At 65.6% G+C, this 16,905-nt stretch carries 7 protein-coding genes; all 7 read left to right on the top strand.

The annotated features are described in order from the left end of the window. Positions 1-9: 9 nt before the first annotated feature. Positions 10-1,239, top strand: a complete 1,230-nt coding sequence (hutI, locus tag P9273_RS20245) for an imidazolonepropionase (RefSeq protein ID WP_278050487.1) — start codon at positions 10-12, stop codon at positions 1,237-1,239. After that, positions 1,236-2,777: a histidine ammonia-lyase gene (hutH, locus tag P9273_RS20240; RefSeq protein WP_278050486.1), complete on the top strand. Its 1,542-nt coding sequence runs from the start codon at positions 1,236-1,238 to the stop codon at positions 2,775-2,777. The genes hutI and hutH overlap by 4 nt, the downstream gene beginning before the upstream one ends. Continuing rightward, a complete protein-coding gene (gene hutG, locus P9273_RS20235; protein WP_278050485.1) occupies positions 2,777-3,595 on the top strand; it encodes an N-formylglutamate deformylase in 819 nt (272 codons plus the stop codon). The genes hutH and hutG overlap by 1 nt, the downstream gene beginning before the upstream one ends. Before the next feature lie 28 nt (positions 3,596-3,623). Beyond that, positions 3,624-5,294, top strand: a complete 1,671-nt coding sequence (gene hutU / locus P9273_RS20230; RefSeq protein ID WP_278050643.1) for a urocanate hydratase — start codon at positions 3,624-3,626, stop codon at positions 5,292-5,294. Positions 5,295-5,299: 5 nt separating this feature from the next. Further along, a complete protein-coding gene (locus tag P9273_RS20225) occupies positions 5,300-5,905 on the top strand; it encodes a HutD/Ves family protein (RefSeq protein WP_278050484.1) in 606 nt (201 codons plus the stop codon). Positions 5,906-6,153: 248 nt separating this feature from the next. Next, positions 6,154-14,733 (top strand): GH36-type glycosyl hydrolase domain-containing protein, encoded by an 8,580-nt coding sequence (locus P9273_RS20220; RefSeq protein WP_278050483.1) that lies wholly within the window; start codon positions 6,154-6,156, stop codon positions 14,731-14,733. A gap of 375 nt (positions 14,734-15,108) precedes the next feature. After that, positions 15,109-16,878: a glucan ABC transporter ATP-binding protein/ permease gene (locus P9273_RS20215; RefSeq protein ID WP_278050482.1), complete on the top strand. Its 1,770-nt coding sequence runs from the start codon at positions 15,109-15,111 to the stop codon at positions 16,876-16,878. Positions 16,879-16,905: the final 27 nt, after the last annotated feature.

Below are 16,905 nucleotides of genomic sequence, written 5' to 3'. Positions count from 1 at the left end.
GAAAAGATGATGGGTGGAGCAAACGGGAAGAGCGGCCATCGGGTCTGGCGCAATGCGCGCCTGGTGACCATGGCCGATGGCGCGGCCGGTCTCGGCATCGTCGAAAGAGGCGCAGTCGCCGCGCGCGACGGGCTTGTCGTTTACGCCGGCCCCGAGGCGGACATGCCGGCTGCGGCCGGGCAGGGCGCCAGGACCGTCGATTGTGGGGGACGCTGGATCACGCCCGGTCTGATCGACTGCCATACTCATCTGGTCTATGCGGGCAACCGCGCCAACGAGTTCGAGATGCGTCTGGCCGGCGCCACCTATGAAGAAGTGGCGCGCGCCGGCGGCGGCATCGTCTCCTCGGTCAAGTCGCTGCGCGCCGCGAGCGAGGACGAGCTCGTCGCCGAAACGCTGCCGCGTCTCGACGCGCTGATGGCCGAAGGTGTCACCACCGTCGAGGTGAAATCGGGCTACGGTCTCGATGCCGACAACGAGAAGAAATCGCTGCGCGCTGCCCGCCGCCTGGCCGACGAGCGCCCCGTTACGGTCAGCACGACGTGTCTTGCCGCGCATGCCCTGCCGCCGGAAGCCAAGGGCGACAAGGATGCCTTCATCGATCTTGTCACCGGGACCATCCTGCCGGAAATTGCCGCCGAAAATCTCGCCGACGCCGTCGACGGCTTTTGCGAGGGCATTGCGTTTTCGCCGGAGCAGATGGCGCGCGTCTTCGACAGGGCGAAGGCGCTCGGCCTGCCGGTGAAGCTTCACGCCGACCAGCTTTCCAACCTGCACGGCGCGGCCCTGGCCGCCCGTTATGGCGCGCTCTCGGCTGACCATCTCGAATATACCGACGAGGAGGGCGCCGAAGCAATGGCCAAGGCCGGCACTGTGGCGACGATCCTGCCCGGCGCCTACTACTTCATCCGCGAGACGAAGAAGCCCCCGGTCGATCTGTTCCGCCGCCATGGCGTGAAGATGGCTGTCGCCACCGACTCTAATCCCGGCACCTCGCCGCTCACCTCGCTGCTGCTCACGATGAACATGGCCGCGACGCTGTTCGGGATGACCGTCGACGAATGCCTCGCCGGCGTCACTCGTGAAGCCGCGCGCGCCCTTGGCCTATTGGGCGAGACCGGCACGCTGGAAGCCGGTAAGTCGGCCGACCTCGCCATCTGGGACATCGAGCGCCCCGCCGAACTCGTCTACCGCATGGGCTTCAACCCGCTCCATGCCCGTATCTGGAGAGGACAATGACGGAACTTATCCTGAAGCCCGGCAGCGCGACGCTTGCCGATTGGCGTGCCATCTATCGCGGCGCCGTTCCGAAGCTCGACGCAGCCTGCAGGCCGAAAATCAAGGCCAGTGCCGAGGCGGTCGCCCGCATCGTCGCCAAGGGCGAACCGGTCTATGGCATCAACACCGGCTTCGGCAAGCTCGCCAGTGTCCGCATCCCGGCAAACGATCTCGAAACGCTGCAGCGCAATATCGTGCTCTCGCATGCCGCCGGCGTCGGCGAGCCGATGCCTGTCGCGGTGGTGCGGCTGATGATGGCGCTCAAGCTCGCCAGCCTTGCCCAGGGCGCCTCCGGCGTGCGCGCCGAGACCATCGACCTGCTTCAAGCGATGCTTGCCAACGACGTCATCCCGGTGGTGCCGGCGCAAGGCTCGGTCGGCGCCTCCGGCGACCTCGCGCCGCTCTCGCACATGACCGCCGTCATGATCGGCGTGGGCGAGTGCTTTACCCCGCATGGCCGTTTCCCGGCCAAGGTCGCCTTCGTCTCGCATGGGCTCGAGCCGGTGACGCTTGGCGCCAAGGAGGGTCTCGCGCTGCTCAACGGCACGCAGTTCTCGACGGCTTTCGCGCTCGCCGGCCTGTTCGAGGCAGAGACGCTCTACCAGTCGGCGCTGGTCGCCGGCGCGCTGTCGACCGACGCCGCCAAGGGTTCGGACGCGCCCTTCGATCCGCGCATTCATCTGTTGCGCAAGCATCGCGGCCAGATCGAGACGGCGGATGCGCTGCGCAGTCTCATGGCCGGCAGCGCCATTCGTGAATCGCACCGTGTCGGCGACGAGCGCGTGCAGGACCCGTATTGCCTGCGCTGCCAGCCGCAGGTGATGGGCGCTGCGCTCGATGTGCTGCGCAAGGCGGCCGACACGCTTGAAACCGAAGCCAACGGCGTCACCGACAATCCGCTGATTTTCGCCGAGGATGACACCGCGCTCTCGGGCGGCAATTTCCACGCCGAGCCGGTGGCCTTCGCCGCCGACATGATCGCTTTGGCCGTCTGCGAGATCGGCTCGCTGTCGGAGCGTCGCATTGCCATGCTGGTCGACCCGGCGCTGTCCGGCATGCCGGCCTTCCTGACGCCGAAGCCCGGCCTGAACTCCGGCTTCATGATCCCGCAGGTGACGGCGGCGGCGCTTGTCTCGGAAAACAAGCAGAAGGCCTATCCGGCGAGCGTCGATTCCATTCCGACCTCGGCCAACCAGGAAGACCATGTCTCCATGGCCGCCCACGGCGCGCGCCGGCTGCTCGGCATGATCGAGAATGCCACCGCCGTCATCGGCATCGAATTGCTGGCCGCGGCCCAGGGCTGCGATTTTCATGCGCCGCTCGCTTCGAGCGAAGCGCTGGAGGCGGTGCGCAGGCTGGTCCGGGCCGAGGTCTCGCATCTCGACAACGACCGTCACTTCCACCCCGACATGGAAAAGGCGATCGCCCTGGTGCGCAGCGGCGCCGCGGTCAATGCGGCGGGCGCCGTGAAGCTGCCGTCGATCGCGGGAGCGGCGTGATGGCAACGCCTTCCTGGCTCACCGTCACCCAAGGCACCGCGCCCCTGCTGGTCTCCATCCCGCACACCGGCATCGACCTTGCCGGCCTCGATAGCCGGCTGGTCTCGACCTGGCTCGGCCGTCGGGACTGCGACTGGTGGATCGACAAGCTCTATGATTTTGCCGCCGAGCTTGGGGCGACGGTCGTGCACACCGCCATTTCGCGGACCGTCGTCGACGTCAACCGCGATCCGTCCGGCGTCTCGCTCTATCCTGGGCAGGCGACGACGACCCTTTGCCCGACGGATACCTTCGACGGCGACCCGCTCTACCGCCTGGGCGAGGAGCCGACGCCGTCCGAGATCGACCAGCGCCGGGAGACGTATTTCGCACCCTACCACGACGCCTTGCAGGCCGAGATCGAGCGGCTGCGCGGCCTGCACGACAAGATCGTGCTCTACGATTGTCACTCGATCCGCTCGGTGCTGCCGCGGCTGTTCGAAGGCACGCTGCCGGTCTTCAACCTCGGCACCAATGACGGCAAGAGCACCGATCCGGCGCTGCAGGACAAGGTCGCTGCAATTCTTGCCGCAACCGGCGAGACCTGGGTGGTCAACGGCCGCTTCAAGGGCGGGTGGATCACCAGAAGCTTCGGCCGGCCTGAGAACGGCGTGCATGCGCTGCAGATGGAGCTCTCCAACCGCGGCTATATGCGGGAGCCTGCGGAGAAGGGTTCGCCTGAAAACTGGCCGGTGCCTTACGACCCAAGCTACGCCGCGCCGATCCGTGCCACGCTGAAAACCATCCTCGAAGCCGCCATTGACTGGGCCGGTCGCTGACGCGCCGCCTTGCTTGAAAGGGACAATGATGACCGATCCTCGTCACAACATCCGCGAAGTGCGCGCCCCGCGCGGCGACAAGCTCAACGCCCGCTACTGGACGACCGAAGCGCCGTTGCGCATGCTGATGAACAATCTCGACCCGGAGGTCGCCGAGAACCCGAATGAGCTCGTGGTCTATGGCGGCATCGGCCGGGCGGCGCGCACCTGGAACGATTTCGACCGCATCGTCGCTTCGCTGAAGACCTTGGGCGAGGACGAGACGCTGCTGGTGCAATCCGGCAAGCCGGTCGGCGTCTTCAAGACCCATTCCAACGCGCCGCGCGTGCTCATCGCCAACTCCAACATCGTGCCGCACTGGGCGACCTGGGAGAAGTTCAACGAGCTCGATAGGAAGGGCCTTATGATGTACGGCCAGATGACGGCCGGCTCCTGGATCTATATCGGCACGCAAGGCATCGTGCAGGGCACCTACGAAACTTTCGTCGAGGCCGGCCGCCAGCACTATGGCGGCAATCTCAAGGGCAAGTGGATCCTGACCGCCGGCCTCGGCGGCATGGGAGGCGCCCAGCCTTTGGCCGCTGTCATGGCCGGCGCTTCGTGTCTTGCTATCGAGTGCAACCCGTATTCGATCGATTTCCGCCTGCGCACCCGCTATCTCGACGAGAAGGCCGAGACGCTCGATGAAGCGATGGAGATGATCGATCGCTGGACCAAGGCCGGCGAAGCAAAATCGGTCGGCCTGCTCGGCAACGCCGCCGAGCTCGTGCCGGAGATGTTCAGGCGCGGCATCCGCCCCGACATCCTCACCGACCAGACCTCGGCGCATGACCCGATCAATGGCTATCTGCCCAAGGGCTGGGCCCTGGCCGAATGGCGCGAGAAGCGGACTTCGGACCCGAAGGCGGTGGAGAAGGCGGCACGCGCCTCGATGCGCGAGCATGTCGAGGCGATGGTGGCGTTCTGGAACGCCGGCGTGCCGACGCTCGACTACGGCAACAACATCCGCCAGGTCGCCAAGGACGAGGGTTTCGAGAACGCCTTCGCCTTCCCGGGCTTCGTGCCGGCCTATATCCGGCCGCTGTTCTGCCGCGGCATCGGCCCGTTCCGCTGGGCCGCGCTCTCGGGCGATCCGGAGGATATCTACAAGACCGACGCCAAGGTGCGCGAGCTCACCCCCGGCAACACGCATCTGCACAATTGGCTCGACATGGCGCGCAAGCGCATCTCCTTCCAAGGCCTGCCGGCGCGCATCTGCTGGGTCGGCCTCGGCGACCGCCACCGGCTCGGCCTCGCCTTCAACGAGATGGTCGCCAAGGGCGAGCTCAAGGCGCCGGTCGTCATCGGCCGCGATCACCTCGATTCCGGCTCGGTCGCTTCGCCGAATCGCGAGACCGAAGCGATGAAGGACGGCTCCGACGCCATTTCCGACTGGCCGCTGCTCAACGCGCTGCTCAACACCGCGTCGGGCGCCACCTGGGTGTCGCTGCACCATGGCGGCGGCGTCGGCATGGGCTTCTCGCAGCATGCCGGCATGGTGATCGTCGCCGACGGCACGCCCGAGGCGGCAAAGCGCCTGGAACGCGTGTTGTGGAACGACCCGGCGACCGGTGTCATGCGCCATGCCGATGCCGGCTACGACATCGCCATCGAGTGCGCCAGGGAGCACCAGCTCAACCTTCCAGGCATACTGGGCTAGGCCAAATGCGCATCCTTCGTGCCGCCGATTACCGCGTCATGCCGTGGAAGAATGGCGGCGGCACGACCACCGAGATTGCCGTTTCACCCGACGGCGCCGGGCTCGACGACTTCGACTGGCGCGTCTCGATGGCCCGCGTCGAGACCGGCGGGCCGTTCTCGAGCTTCGCCGGCATCGACCGCACGCTGTCGGTGTTAGAAGGCGATGGCGTTGTCCTCGACATCGCCGGCGAGCCGCCAGCGCGGCTGACCTCGGCTTCGGCGCCGCTCGCCTTTCCGGGCGATGTGCCGACCAGTGCTGCGCTGATCGGCGGTCCGATCACCGATCTCAACATCATGACCCGCCGTGGCCGCATGGCCCATGAGGTCGAACGCCGGCCTTTCTCCGAGGAGATTCGCATCGCCCTGCGCGTCGACGTTACGCTCGTTTTTGCCGTCGGCGCCGGCGCCACGCTCTTCACGGAGGATGGGGCGAGCCTCGGACCGCTCGATACGCTGATCGTCGACCAAGATGGCCCGGAATTGCGGCTTCAGCCCAAGGGGCAGGGCCTGCTTTTCGTGATCAGGCTCCACCGCCTCGCCGCCAACATTAACGGCTGTTGCCAAACATGATCGCGGCTGGGGCGAATTATCGCCCGGGCCCTTGCATGTATCACGAAAAAGCCTGAATCCTTGCCCTGATCCAACCGGGGCGGAGAGCGAGGGGCATTCGCCCACGAGCTGTCGAAAGGGCACGCCCCTGTCGTGGTGCGCAAAACAAACTTTCGGCCGATCAGTCATGCAACCAATTGCAATTGGACCGGTTTTAGGGGCATTGCCGTGGCGGCGACGCCGCATTGCGCCCGCTTACGGAATTTTCAATGAACATTCAGACTAATCCGAACAACATCGAACAGACGAGCGCCGGCTTCCCGAGGGTGACGGAAGCGCCGATACGCTCCAATTTCCTGCCTGAGGACCGGCTGCGCGCCCTGGGCGTCGCGCTCGCCAAGGGCGAGATCAAGGAATTGTTCGGCCTCGCCCCGTTCGAATTCCAGGCCCGCATTCGCGATAGCGCCAAGAAGATTCTCGAAGTCTACCGCTCGACCAATGCCGCCCAGGCCAAGGGCGAGACCATCACGCCGGCCGCGCAATGGCTGCTCGACAACAATTACCTGGTCGAGGAGACCATCTTCCAGGTCAAGCGCGACCTGCCGCGTCGCTTCTACCGGCAGCTGCCGACGCTGACACTCGGCGATGGCACCGTGCTGCCGCGCGCCTTCGTCGTTGCCTGGAGCTATGTCGAGCATTCCGACAGCTCCGTCTCGGCCACCATGTTCAAGGCGATCGTCGAGGGGTTCCAGTCGGTCGAGCCGATGAAGATCGGCGAGCTCTGGGCGCTGCCTTCGCTGCTGCGCTTCGTGCTGATCGAGAACCTGCGCCGCATCGCCGTGCGCGTCGAGCGCACCAGGCAGATGCGCCAGACCGCCAACGAGGTCGCCGACCGCGTTCTGGCGACCGACGACAATGCCGACCGCACCAGGATTCTGTCCAACTACAGCGCGCATGCGCAGGACACCACTTTCGCCACCCAGCTGCTCTACCGCCTGCGCGACGGGTCGCAGAACGCCGGCCGCGCGCTGGAATGGCTGGAAGGCGAGCTCGAAAAGACCGGCTCCGACGCCGAGGAGATCATCATCTCCGAGCATCAGACGCTGTCCTCGGGCAACGTCACCACCGGCAACATCATCCGCGGCCTGCGCCTCATCAACGACGTCGACTGGACGGTCTGGTTCGAAGGCGTCAGCCGCATCGACACGCTGCTGCGTGAAAAGACCGATTTCGCCAACCTCGATTTCTTCTCACGTGACCAGTATCGCACCGCGATCGAACAGCTGGCGCGCCGCTCCCGTCTCTCCGAATACCGCGTCGCCGAAAAGGCGATCGAGCTTGCCGGCCACACGCCCGGCCTCACCGATGCATCCGGTCTGCCGGAGACGACGGATCCGGATGTGCATACCGATGTCGGCTTCTTCCTCGTCGGCCCGCGCCGGCAGGAACTGGAAAAGGCGATCGGCTACCGACCGCCTTTCAATGTGACCTTCAAGCGCGGCTTTGCCAGCGCAGGCTGGCTAGGCATCGTCATGCCGGTCTTCCTGTTGACGGTGCTGCTGCTGGTCCTGTCGGGCAGGGCGCTCGCCAATCTCGGCCTGTCGGTCGAATCGATCACGCTGATGCTGGCGCTGTTCGCGGTGCCGGCCAGCGAAGGCGCGCTGGCCTTCTTCAACACCGTGGTGGCGCTGTTCCTGAAGCCGACCCGGCTTGTCGGCTACGATTACAACAAGCACGGCATCCCGGCCGAGGCGCGTACGCTGGTCGTCGTGCCCTCGCTGATCGGCTCGCGCGACGATGTCGAGGAAAACATACGCAACATCGAGGTGCACCACCTCGCCAACACGGCGCAAGAGATCCATTTCGCGCTTTTGTCCGACTGGCCGGATTCCAAGACCGAGATCGACGCCGCCGACATCGAGATCCTGCAATATGCTCGCGACGAGATCGCCAGGCTCAACGCGCGATATCCGTCAGAAGGCTCGCCGCGCTTTTATCTCCTGCATCGCCGCCGGCTCTACAACCAGGCGCAGGGCTGCTGGATGGGGTGGGAGCGCAAGCGCGGCAAGCTGCATGAGTTGAACCTCTTGCTGCGTGGCGACAGCGACACCACCTTCCTGCCGCTCGACGCGCCGCTGCCGGAAAACGTCGTCTATGTGATGACGCTCGACGCCGACACGCGCACCACGCGCGATGCGGTTTCGAGCCTTGTTGGCAAGCTCGCCCATCCCCTCAACCGTCCCCATTTCGATCCGGTGAAGCGCGTCGTCACGGCCGGCTACACCATCCTGCAGCCGCGGATCACCGCTTCGCTCACCAGTGGCGACGATGCCTCCTTCTTCCAGCGCGTCTTCTCGGCCAATCGCGGTCTCGACCCGTATGTGTTCGCCGTCTCCGACGTCTACCAGGACGTCTTCGGCGACGGGTCGTTCACCGGCAAGGGCCTTTATCATGTCGACGCCTTCGAGGCGGCGCTGAAGAACCGCATCGACGAAAACACCATCCTCAGCCACGATCTGCTCGAAGGCGCGCTCGCGCGCGCGGCTTTGGTCACCGACGTCGAGCTGGTCGAGGACTATCCGACGCGCTATTCGGTCGACGCCTCGCGCCACCATCGCTGGGCGCGCGGCGACTGGCAGCTGCTCGGCTATATCTTCGACCCGCGCTCCGGCGTGCCCGCGCTGTCGCGCTGGAAGATGGTCGACAATCTGCGCCGCTCGGTCACCCCGATCTTCTGGGTCATGGCCTGCGTCGCCGGCTGGACGCTGCTGCCCTTTACCCAGGCGGCGCAGTGGCAGGCGCTTCTCATCCTCAGCCTGTTCATGGCGCCGACCTTCGACATCGTGAACGGGATCCTGCCGAAGAGCGGTGACCAGACGCCGCGCGGCCATTTCTCCGCTTTGGCGCGCGACACCGTCTTCGGCACCGCGCTTGTGGCGTTGAAAGTGCTGTTGATGGCGCATCTCGCCTGGATGATGGGCGATGCCATCATCCGCACCATCTACCGCCTCTTCGTCAGCCGCCAGAACCTGCTCGAATGGCGCACCGCTTCGCAGGCAGCCAAGGGCGGCAACGACCTCGGCGCCTATTACGGCATGATGTATGGCGCGGTGATCGTCGGCGTCGTCGGCCTCGCCATTCCGGTGCTCGCCGATTCCACCGGCGCCTTCGTCGCCTTCTTCTTCGCCATCTTCTGGATCGCTTCGCCCGCCGTCGCCTGCTGGATCAGCCGTTCGGCCGAAACCGAAGACAGGCTGCGCATCTCGGCCGCCGACATCCACGCGCTGCGTACCTTCGCGCGCCGCACCTGGCATTATTTCGAGACCTTCGTCACGCCCGAGCACCATCACCTGCCGCCGGACAATTTCCAGGAAAGTCCGGCGCCGGTGGTGGCGCCGCGCACCTCGCCGACCAATATCGGCGTCTATCTGCTTTCGGTGGTGTCGGCGCGCGATTTCGGCTGGATCAGCCTGTCGGACGCCATCACCCGCATCGACGCCACGATGACGACGATCGAGAACATGCCGCGCGAACGCGGCCACCTCTACAACTGGTACGACACGACGACGCTGAAGCCGCTCTATCCGCTCTACATCTCCGCGGTCGACAGCGGAAATCTCGCCGGACATCTGGTCGCCGTTGCCGCCTCCTGCGCCGAATGGGCCGAAGCGCCGTCCGTGCATCTGCAGGGCGACTTCGAAGGCATCATCGACACCGTCACCATCCTCGACGAAAGCCTGGACGAGCTGCCGGACGACCGCCGGCAGCTGCGGCCGCTTCGCCAGCGCTTGGCCGACCGCCTCGACGGCATGCGCCGCGCGGTTGCAACCATCAAGGCGCAGCCCGAGATGGCGTCTATCCGCACCATCAACCTTGCCGTGCTCGCCGGCGAGATCCGCAAGCTCGCCACCGCCATCCATACCGAGGCGGCCTCGCCGAAAAGCGATGTCATCGCCGACTGGGCAGCGAGGCTCGAGGCGACCTGCGAGGCGCATGTGCACGATTCGCACAATGACGAGAGCGCCGTCGCCGCCTTGCGCGCCAAGCTGCTGGCTCTGCGCGAGCGCTGCCGCCGCTATGCCTTCGAGATGGATTTCTCCTTCCTGATGCGCCAGGAGCGCAAGCTGCTCTCGATCGGCTACCGGGTCGAGGACCGCCAGCTTGATGAGAGCTGCTACGACCTTCTCGCTTCCGAGGCGCGGCTCACCAGCCTGTTCGCCATCGCCAAGGGCGACCTGCCGACCGAGCACTGGTTCCGTCTGGGACGGCCGATCGTCGAGATCGGCTTCCAGGGCGCGCTGATGTCCTGGTCGGGCTCGATGTTCGAGTATCTGATGCCGCCGCTGGTGATGAAGGAGCCGCAGGGCTCGATCCTCAACCAGACCAGCAAGCTCATCATCAAGCGCCAGATCCAGTATGCGCGCTCCAAGAACGTGCCCTGGGGCATTTCGGAGGCGGCCTACAACGCCCGCGACCGCGAGCTCACCTACCAATACACCAATTTCGGTGTGCCCGGCCTTGGCCTTAAGCGCGGCCTCGGCCAGAACACCGTGATTGCGCCTTACGCGACGATCCTCGCCGCGCAGTTCAGCCCGCGCGCGGCGGTGCAGAACCTGCAGCGGCTGCGCTCGATCGGCGCGCTTGGCCGCCACGGCTTCTACGACGCGGTCGATTTCACGCCGCAGCGCGTGCCCGAAGGCAGCGACCACGCCGTGGTGCAGAACTACATGGCGCACCATTCCGGCATGTCGATCGCGGCGGTAGCCGACGCCATTTTCGAGGGCCGGCTGCGCGAGCGTTTCCACAGCGACCCGGTCATCGAGTCGGCCGAGCTTCTGTTGCAGGAGAAGGCGCCGCGCGACATTCCGACCGCAACCGTCAGGACGGAGGCCGACGAGCGATCCAAGGACGAGACCGAGGCTGAGAGCCCCGACAGCCGAATCATCCTCGACCCGATCAAGGCGCTGCGGGCGACCAACGTCATGTCCAACGGCCGCTATTCGGTCATGGTCACCGCGACCGGCTCGGGCTACAGCCGTTTCGGCGAGCTTGCGATTACCCGCTGGCAGCCGGATCCGAGCGAGGATCGCCTCGGCTCCTATATTTTCCTGCGCGACACCGCGACCGGCGACTGGTGGTCGGCCACCGCCGAGCCGAAGCGTATCGAGGGCGAACGCGTCCAGACACTGTTTGCCGACGACAAGGCGAGCTTCACCAAATCGGTCGGCTCGCTGCGGTCCGAGGTCGAATGCATCGTCATTTCCGAGGGCAATGGCGAAGGCCGCCGTATTACCCTTTATAATGACGGCCCGGCCGACCGGCACATCGAAGTGACGTCCTTCGCCGAGCTGGTGCTTGGGAACGAAGCCTCGGACAACGCCCATCCGGCGTTCTCCAAGATGTTCGTCGAGACCGAGATCGCGCCGAACAACAGCGCGATCTTCGCCACGCGGCGCAAGCGCGACAAGAACGACCCCGACCTCACAATGGTGCATTTTGTCACCGACCCGTCGGGCCCGTCACGCGATGCCGAGGCCGAGACCGACCGGCGCGCCTTCATCGGCCGTGGCCGCACCATCGCTGATGCCATCGCCTTCGACCCCGGCGTCAGGCTTTCCGGCAGCCAGGGTTTTACGCTCGACCCGGTGGCGGCATTGCGCCGCCAGGTGCGCGTGCCGGCCAACAAGAAGATCTCGCTGACCTTTTGGACCGCCGTCGGCACCAATCGCGGCGACCTCGACGAGGCGATCGCCCGTCTCGACCACCAGGAGAGCTTCGCCCGCCAGGCCATGCTGGCCTGGACGCGCAGCCAGGTGCAGACGCGCCATCTGGGCTTGAGCCTCACCGACGCCGCCAATGTGCAGAAGCTGGCCCGCTATCTGATCTATCCCGATCCGTTCCTGCGCCTGCCGGCGGAATCCATCGCCTCGGGCCTCGGCCGCCAGTCGAGCCTGTGGCCGACCAGCATCTCCGGCGATTTTCCGATTTTCCTCGTGCGCATCGGCGACGTCGCCGATCTCGAGATCGTCGCCCAGGCGCTGCGCTTTCAGGAATATATGCGTGCGCGGGGCATGATGATCGACTTCGTCGTCGTCAACGAGCAGGCCTCGTCCTATGTGCAGGACCTGCAGCGCGCCGTGGAGACGCTGTGCGAGAACAGCCGCCTGCGCGGCCGCGAACTCGGGCCTCGCCAGCACATCTTCGCGGTGCGTCGCGACCTGATGGACGAGCCGACCTACAAGACTTTGCTGTCGGTCGCGCGCGTCGTCCTGCACACCCGTAACGGCACCATCTTCGATCAGCTCGAACGCGCCGAGACGGCGGCGCTCCAGGCGCGGGACGCCTTGCTGCAGGCGGAGGGAGGCTCGCCGCGCGAACCTGTTCCGCCGCTGCCCTTGCCGGTGCCGGCAAGCCAGGGCGGAGACGATATCGCCGCCGACGGCAGCGGCCTCAGCCTGTGGAACGGCTTTGGCGGCTTTGACGGCGACGGCCGCCACTATGTGACGCGGCTGACCGGACGCCGCTGCACGCCGCAGCCCTGGATCAACGTCATCTCCAACGCCTCCTTCGGCTTCCACGTCTCGGCGGAAGGTGCCGGTTTCACCTGGAGCCGCAACAGCCGCGACTACCAGCTGACGCCGTGGTCGAACGACCCGGTGTCGAACCGGCCGGGCGAAGGCTTCTATATTTTCGATCAATTGAGCGGCAAGGCTTTCTCGCCGATGGCCGCGATGGTGCGCGATCCGTCGATGACCTATGAGACCTGGCATGGCCAGGGCTTTTCGACCTTCCGCTCGAAGCGCGGGCCGCTGTCGATGGACCTGACGCAGGTGGTCGATCCGGCCGATCCGGTGAAGATCACGCGGTTGCGCATCCAGAATGCCGGGCCGGCGCCGGCGCGGCTGCGCATTTACGCCTATGCCGAATGGGTGCTGGGCGGCCACCGATCGCGCACCGCGGCGACCATCGTGCCCTCCCGTGACTCTGCGACCGGCGCCATGCTGGCGCAGAACCCCTATGGGCTCGACTTCGGCGAGCGCGTCGCCTTCCTGGCGGCAAGTCATCCCGTTCATTCGGTGACCGCCGACCGCAGCGAGTTCATCGGCAGGCACGGTACGACCGAATATCCGCAGGCCGTGCTCGGCGGGCTTGCGCTCTCCGGCCGTATCGAGGCGGGCGACGATCCTTGCGCGGTGCTCGCCAGCGACATCGATATCCCGGCCGGCGGCGACGTCACGCTGATCTGGCTGCTTGGCGACGCCGCCACGCCCGCCGAGGCGAGCGGACTGGCGCAGACCCATGGCGGCAAGGATTTCGATCAGCGCCTGGCCGACAACGAAAAGACCTGGCGCGGCTTCCTGGACACCATTCAGGTCGAGACGCCGGACGAGGCGATGAACGCCATGGTCAACCACTGGCTGCCTTACCAGAGCCTGGCCTGCCGCATCCGCGCCCGCTCGGCCTTCTACCAGGCGAGCGGCGCCTTCGGCTTCCGCGACCAGTTGCAGGACACGCTCGCTCTTCTGGCGCATGACCCGAAGCTGGCGCGCGACCAGATCCTCAACGCCGCGCGCCGGCAGTTTCCGGAAGGCGATGTGCAGCACTGGTGGCTGCCGCGCACCGATGCCGGCGTGCGCACCATGATCTCGGACGACATCGTCTGGCTGGCGCATGCGACGGCCCGCTACATCGAGGTGACGGGTGATGCTGGCATCCTCAAGGAGCAGTTACCCTTCATCGACGGGCAGCAGCTCGGCGAGGGCGAACACGACGCCTTCTTCACGCCGGAGATCACCAAGAACACCGCGCCGCTCTATGACCATTGCGCGCGGGCGCTCGATCTGGCGATCAAGCGCAGCAGCCCTGCCGGCCTGCCGCTTATCCTCGGCGGCGACTGGAACGACGGCATGAACCGCGTCGGCGAGGGCGGCAAGGGCGAGAGCGTGTGGCTGGGCTGGTTCCTCTTGAAGACGCTCACCGACTTTGCGCCTGTCGCCAAGGGGCAGGGCGACACCAAACGGGTGCAGGCCTGGACCAAGCACGCGGACGCGCTGAAACGGGCGCTGGAAAGCACGGCCTGGGACGGCCAGTGGTACCGGCGCGGCAGCTTCGACGACGGCACGCCGCTCGGTTCGCACCATTCGGACGAGTGCAAGATCGACTCGATCGCCCAGTCCTGGAGCGTGCTGTCGGGCGAGGGCGATCCGGCGCGCTCGACCACGGCCATGGAACAGGCGACCAATATGCTGGTCGATGACGAGCTCAAGATCGTGAAGCTGTTCACGCCGCCCTTCTCGAACAGCGACAAGGATCCCGGCTATATCAAGAGCTATCCGCCGGGTGTGCGCGAGAATGGCGGCCAGTACACCCACGCCGCGACCTGGTTCGTGATCGCCCTGGCAGAAATGGGCCGCACCGACGAGGCCTATCGCTGCTTCTCGATGCTGAACCCGGTCAACCACGCCTCGGATGAGGCGGCGGCGGAGCACTATCGCGTGGAGCCCTATGTCGTGGCCGCTGATATCTATGCCGGCGAAGGCAAGGGCGGCCGCGGCGGCTGGACCTGGTACACGGGCTCGGCCGGCTGGCTTTACCGCGCCGCGGTGGAAGGCATCCTCGGCATCGAGCGGCGCGGCAAGGAGATCACGTTTAGGCCGAAGCTGCCCGGACACTGGGACGGGTACGCCGCGACGCTCAAGATGTTCGGCGGCGAGATCAAGCTTCGGGTCATCCGCGACAAAAAGACCAAGTCGATCTCGCTAGAAGTCGATGGTTCGAAGAAAAAATCGGCCTCTTTCGAGCCGATAGCCGGCGGCAAGGCTGAAGTCGTCGTCAGGATACCTGCTTAAAATCAAAGATTTGGCTCGTCGGCCGCGCATCCCTCGGGGTGAGCGGCCGATCGCACTTTTTTACTTGGCAAGGCCCTCGCGCCCGATCGCGCGCCTTCCTTTAGGGCAGGCTAAGCAAGCAGCTTGTGATTAAAAATGTGGCAGCGCGAGGCAAGTGCCATTATTTTGCCGCAAGCCTGACATTTCACCTTTTATCTCAAACCGTTAGGTGATCACGTCAGATTTCGTACCGTCGTCATCTTTTGTTCGCTAAATGGGAACGGAAGGGATAGACGACGCATTGTTTCGCGACACGTTAACCGATACGTGTCAAAGAATGGTGCGGTGCACAATTCGGGCATTGAGCACAGACAAGAGTTTGGCGGAGTAGCTGAAGTGTCACTTCTGCAGATCTACTTTAGAGCGCTGGGTTATCTGGCGGCCGACAAGAAGCGCGTCGCGCTGATTTGCGGCGCCAACATCGCGCTCGCGGCGATCGCGATTCTCGAGCCCATCCTGTTGGGCCGGGTGATCGGTGCTATCTCCGAAAAAGGTGCGGTGTTTTCGACGCTCGCCGTCTGGGCCGCTCTCGGCGCCTTCAACGTGATCGCCTTCGTGCTGGTGGCGCGCGGCGCCGATCGCTTCGCCCATGCCCGTCGCTCGGAAGTGCTGTGCCAGTCCTTCGAGCGCGTCATCACTATGCCGCTTGCCTGGCACCACCAGCGCGGCACGTCCAATTCGCTGCACACGCTGCTGCGCGCGGTCGAGACCCTGTTCAGCCTCTGGCTCGAATTCATGCGCGTGCATCTCTCGACGGCCATCGCGCTGGTGCTGCTGGTTCCGACCGCGCTGTCCATGGACATCCGCATGTCCGTCGTGCTGCTTGGCCTCGGCGTGCTTTACGTGGGCATCGGCCGGATCGTCATGCGCCGCACCAAGTCGGGGCAGACTGCCGTCGAACGCCACTACCACACCGTCTTTGCCCATGTGACGGACAGCGTCAGCAACGTTGCGGTGCTGCAGAGCTACAACCGTATCGGCCACGAGACCGCGACGCTGAAGCGCTACGTGAAGGACCTGCTCGACGCCCAGAACCCGGTGCTCGACTGGTGGGCGATCGCCAATGCGCTGAACCGCCTGTCGTCGACCATCTCGATGATGATCGTGCTGTCGATCGGCGCCTATCTCGTCACCCGCGGCCAGCTTCGCGTCGGCGATGTCGTCGCCTTCACCGGCTTTGCCGGGATGTTGATCGCCCGCCTCGACCAGATGTCGGCCTTCACCACCCAGATCTCCGAGGCGCGCGCCAAGCTCGAGGACTTCTATAGCCTCGAGGATTCGGCTGCCGAAGCCGCCGAGCCGGACGGTCTGCGCGAGTTGACCAATGTCACTGGTCATGTCCGTTTCGAGGATGTCAGCTTCGAGTTCGCCAATTCCGGCCACGGCATCGAGGACGTCTCCTTCGAGGTCCAGGCTGGCCAGACGGTCGCCATCGTCGGCCCGACCGGCGCCGGCAAGACGACGCTCATCAATCTTTTGCAGCGCGTTTTCACGCCGTCCCACGGCCGTATCCTGATCGACGGCATCGACACCCGCACGGTGACCCGCAAGTCGCTGCGCCACTCGATCGCCACCGTCTTCCAGGACGCCGGCCTGCTCAACCGCTCGATCGAGGACAACATCCGTGTCGGCCGCGCCGATGCGAGCAATGACGAGGTGCATGCCGCCGCCAATGCCGCCGCAGCGCAGGACTTCATCCTGTCGAAGAGCAGCGGCTACGACACCGTCGTCGGCGAGCGCGGCGGCCAGCTCTCGGGCGGCGAGCGCCAGCGCATCGCCATCGCCCGCGCCGTGCTCAAGGATGCGCCGATCCTGGTGCTCGACGAGGCGACCAGCGCGCTCGACGTCGAGACCGAGGACCGCGTCAAGGAAGCGATCGACGAACTGCGCCGCAACCGCACGACCTTCATCATCGCCCATCGCCTGACCACGGTCCGCGACGCCGACCTCGTCGTCTTTATGGACAAGGGCAGGGTGGTCGAGATGGGCGGCTTCACCGAGCTGTCGCTGCGCAACGGCCGCTTCGCCGCCCTGCTGCGCGCCGGCGGCCTGCTCAACGACGAGGAAGTCCGCCGCCTCAGCCGTCCGGTGACGGAAGCGGCGTGATCCTTAGCTTCCACCTTCTCCTTGTGG

This window comes from Mesorhizobium sp. WSM4935 (assembly GCF_029625735.1).
In the GTDB taxonomy this organism is placed as follows: domain Bacteria; phylum Pseudomonadota; class Alphaproteobacteria; order Rhizobiales; family Rhizobiaceae; genus Mesorhizobium.
This window is presented reverse-complemented; position numbering and strand designations above follow the sequence as displayed.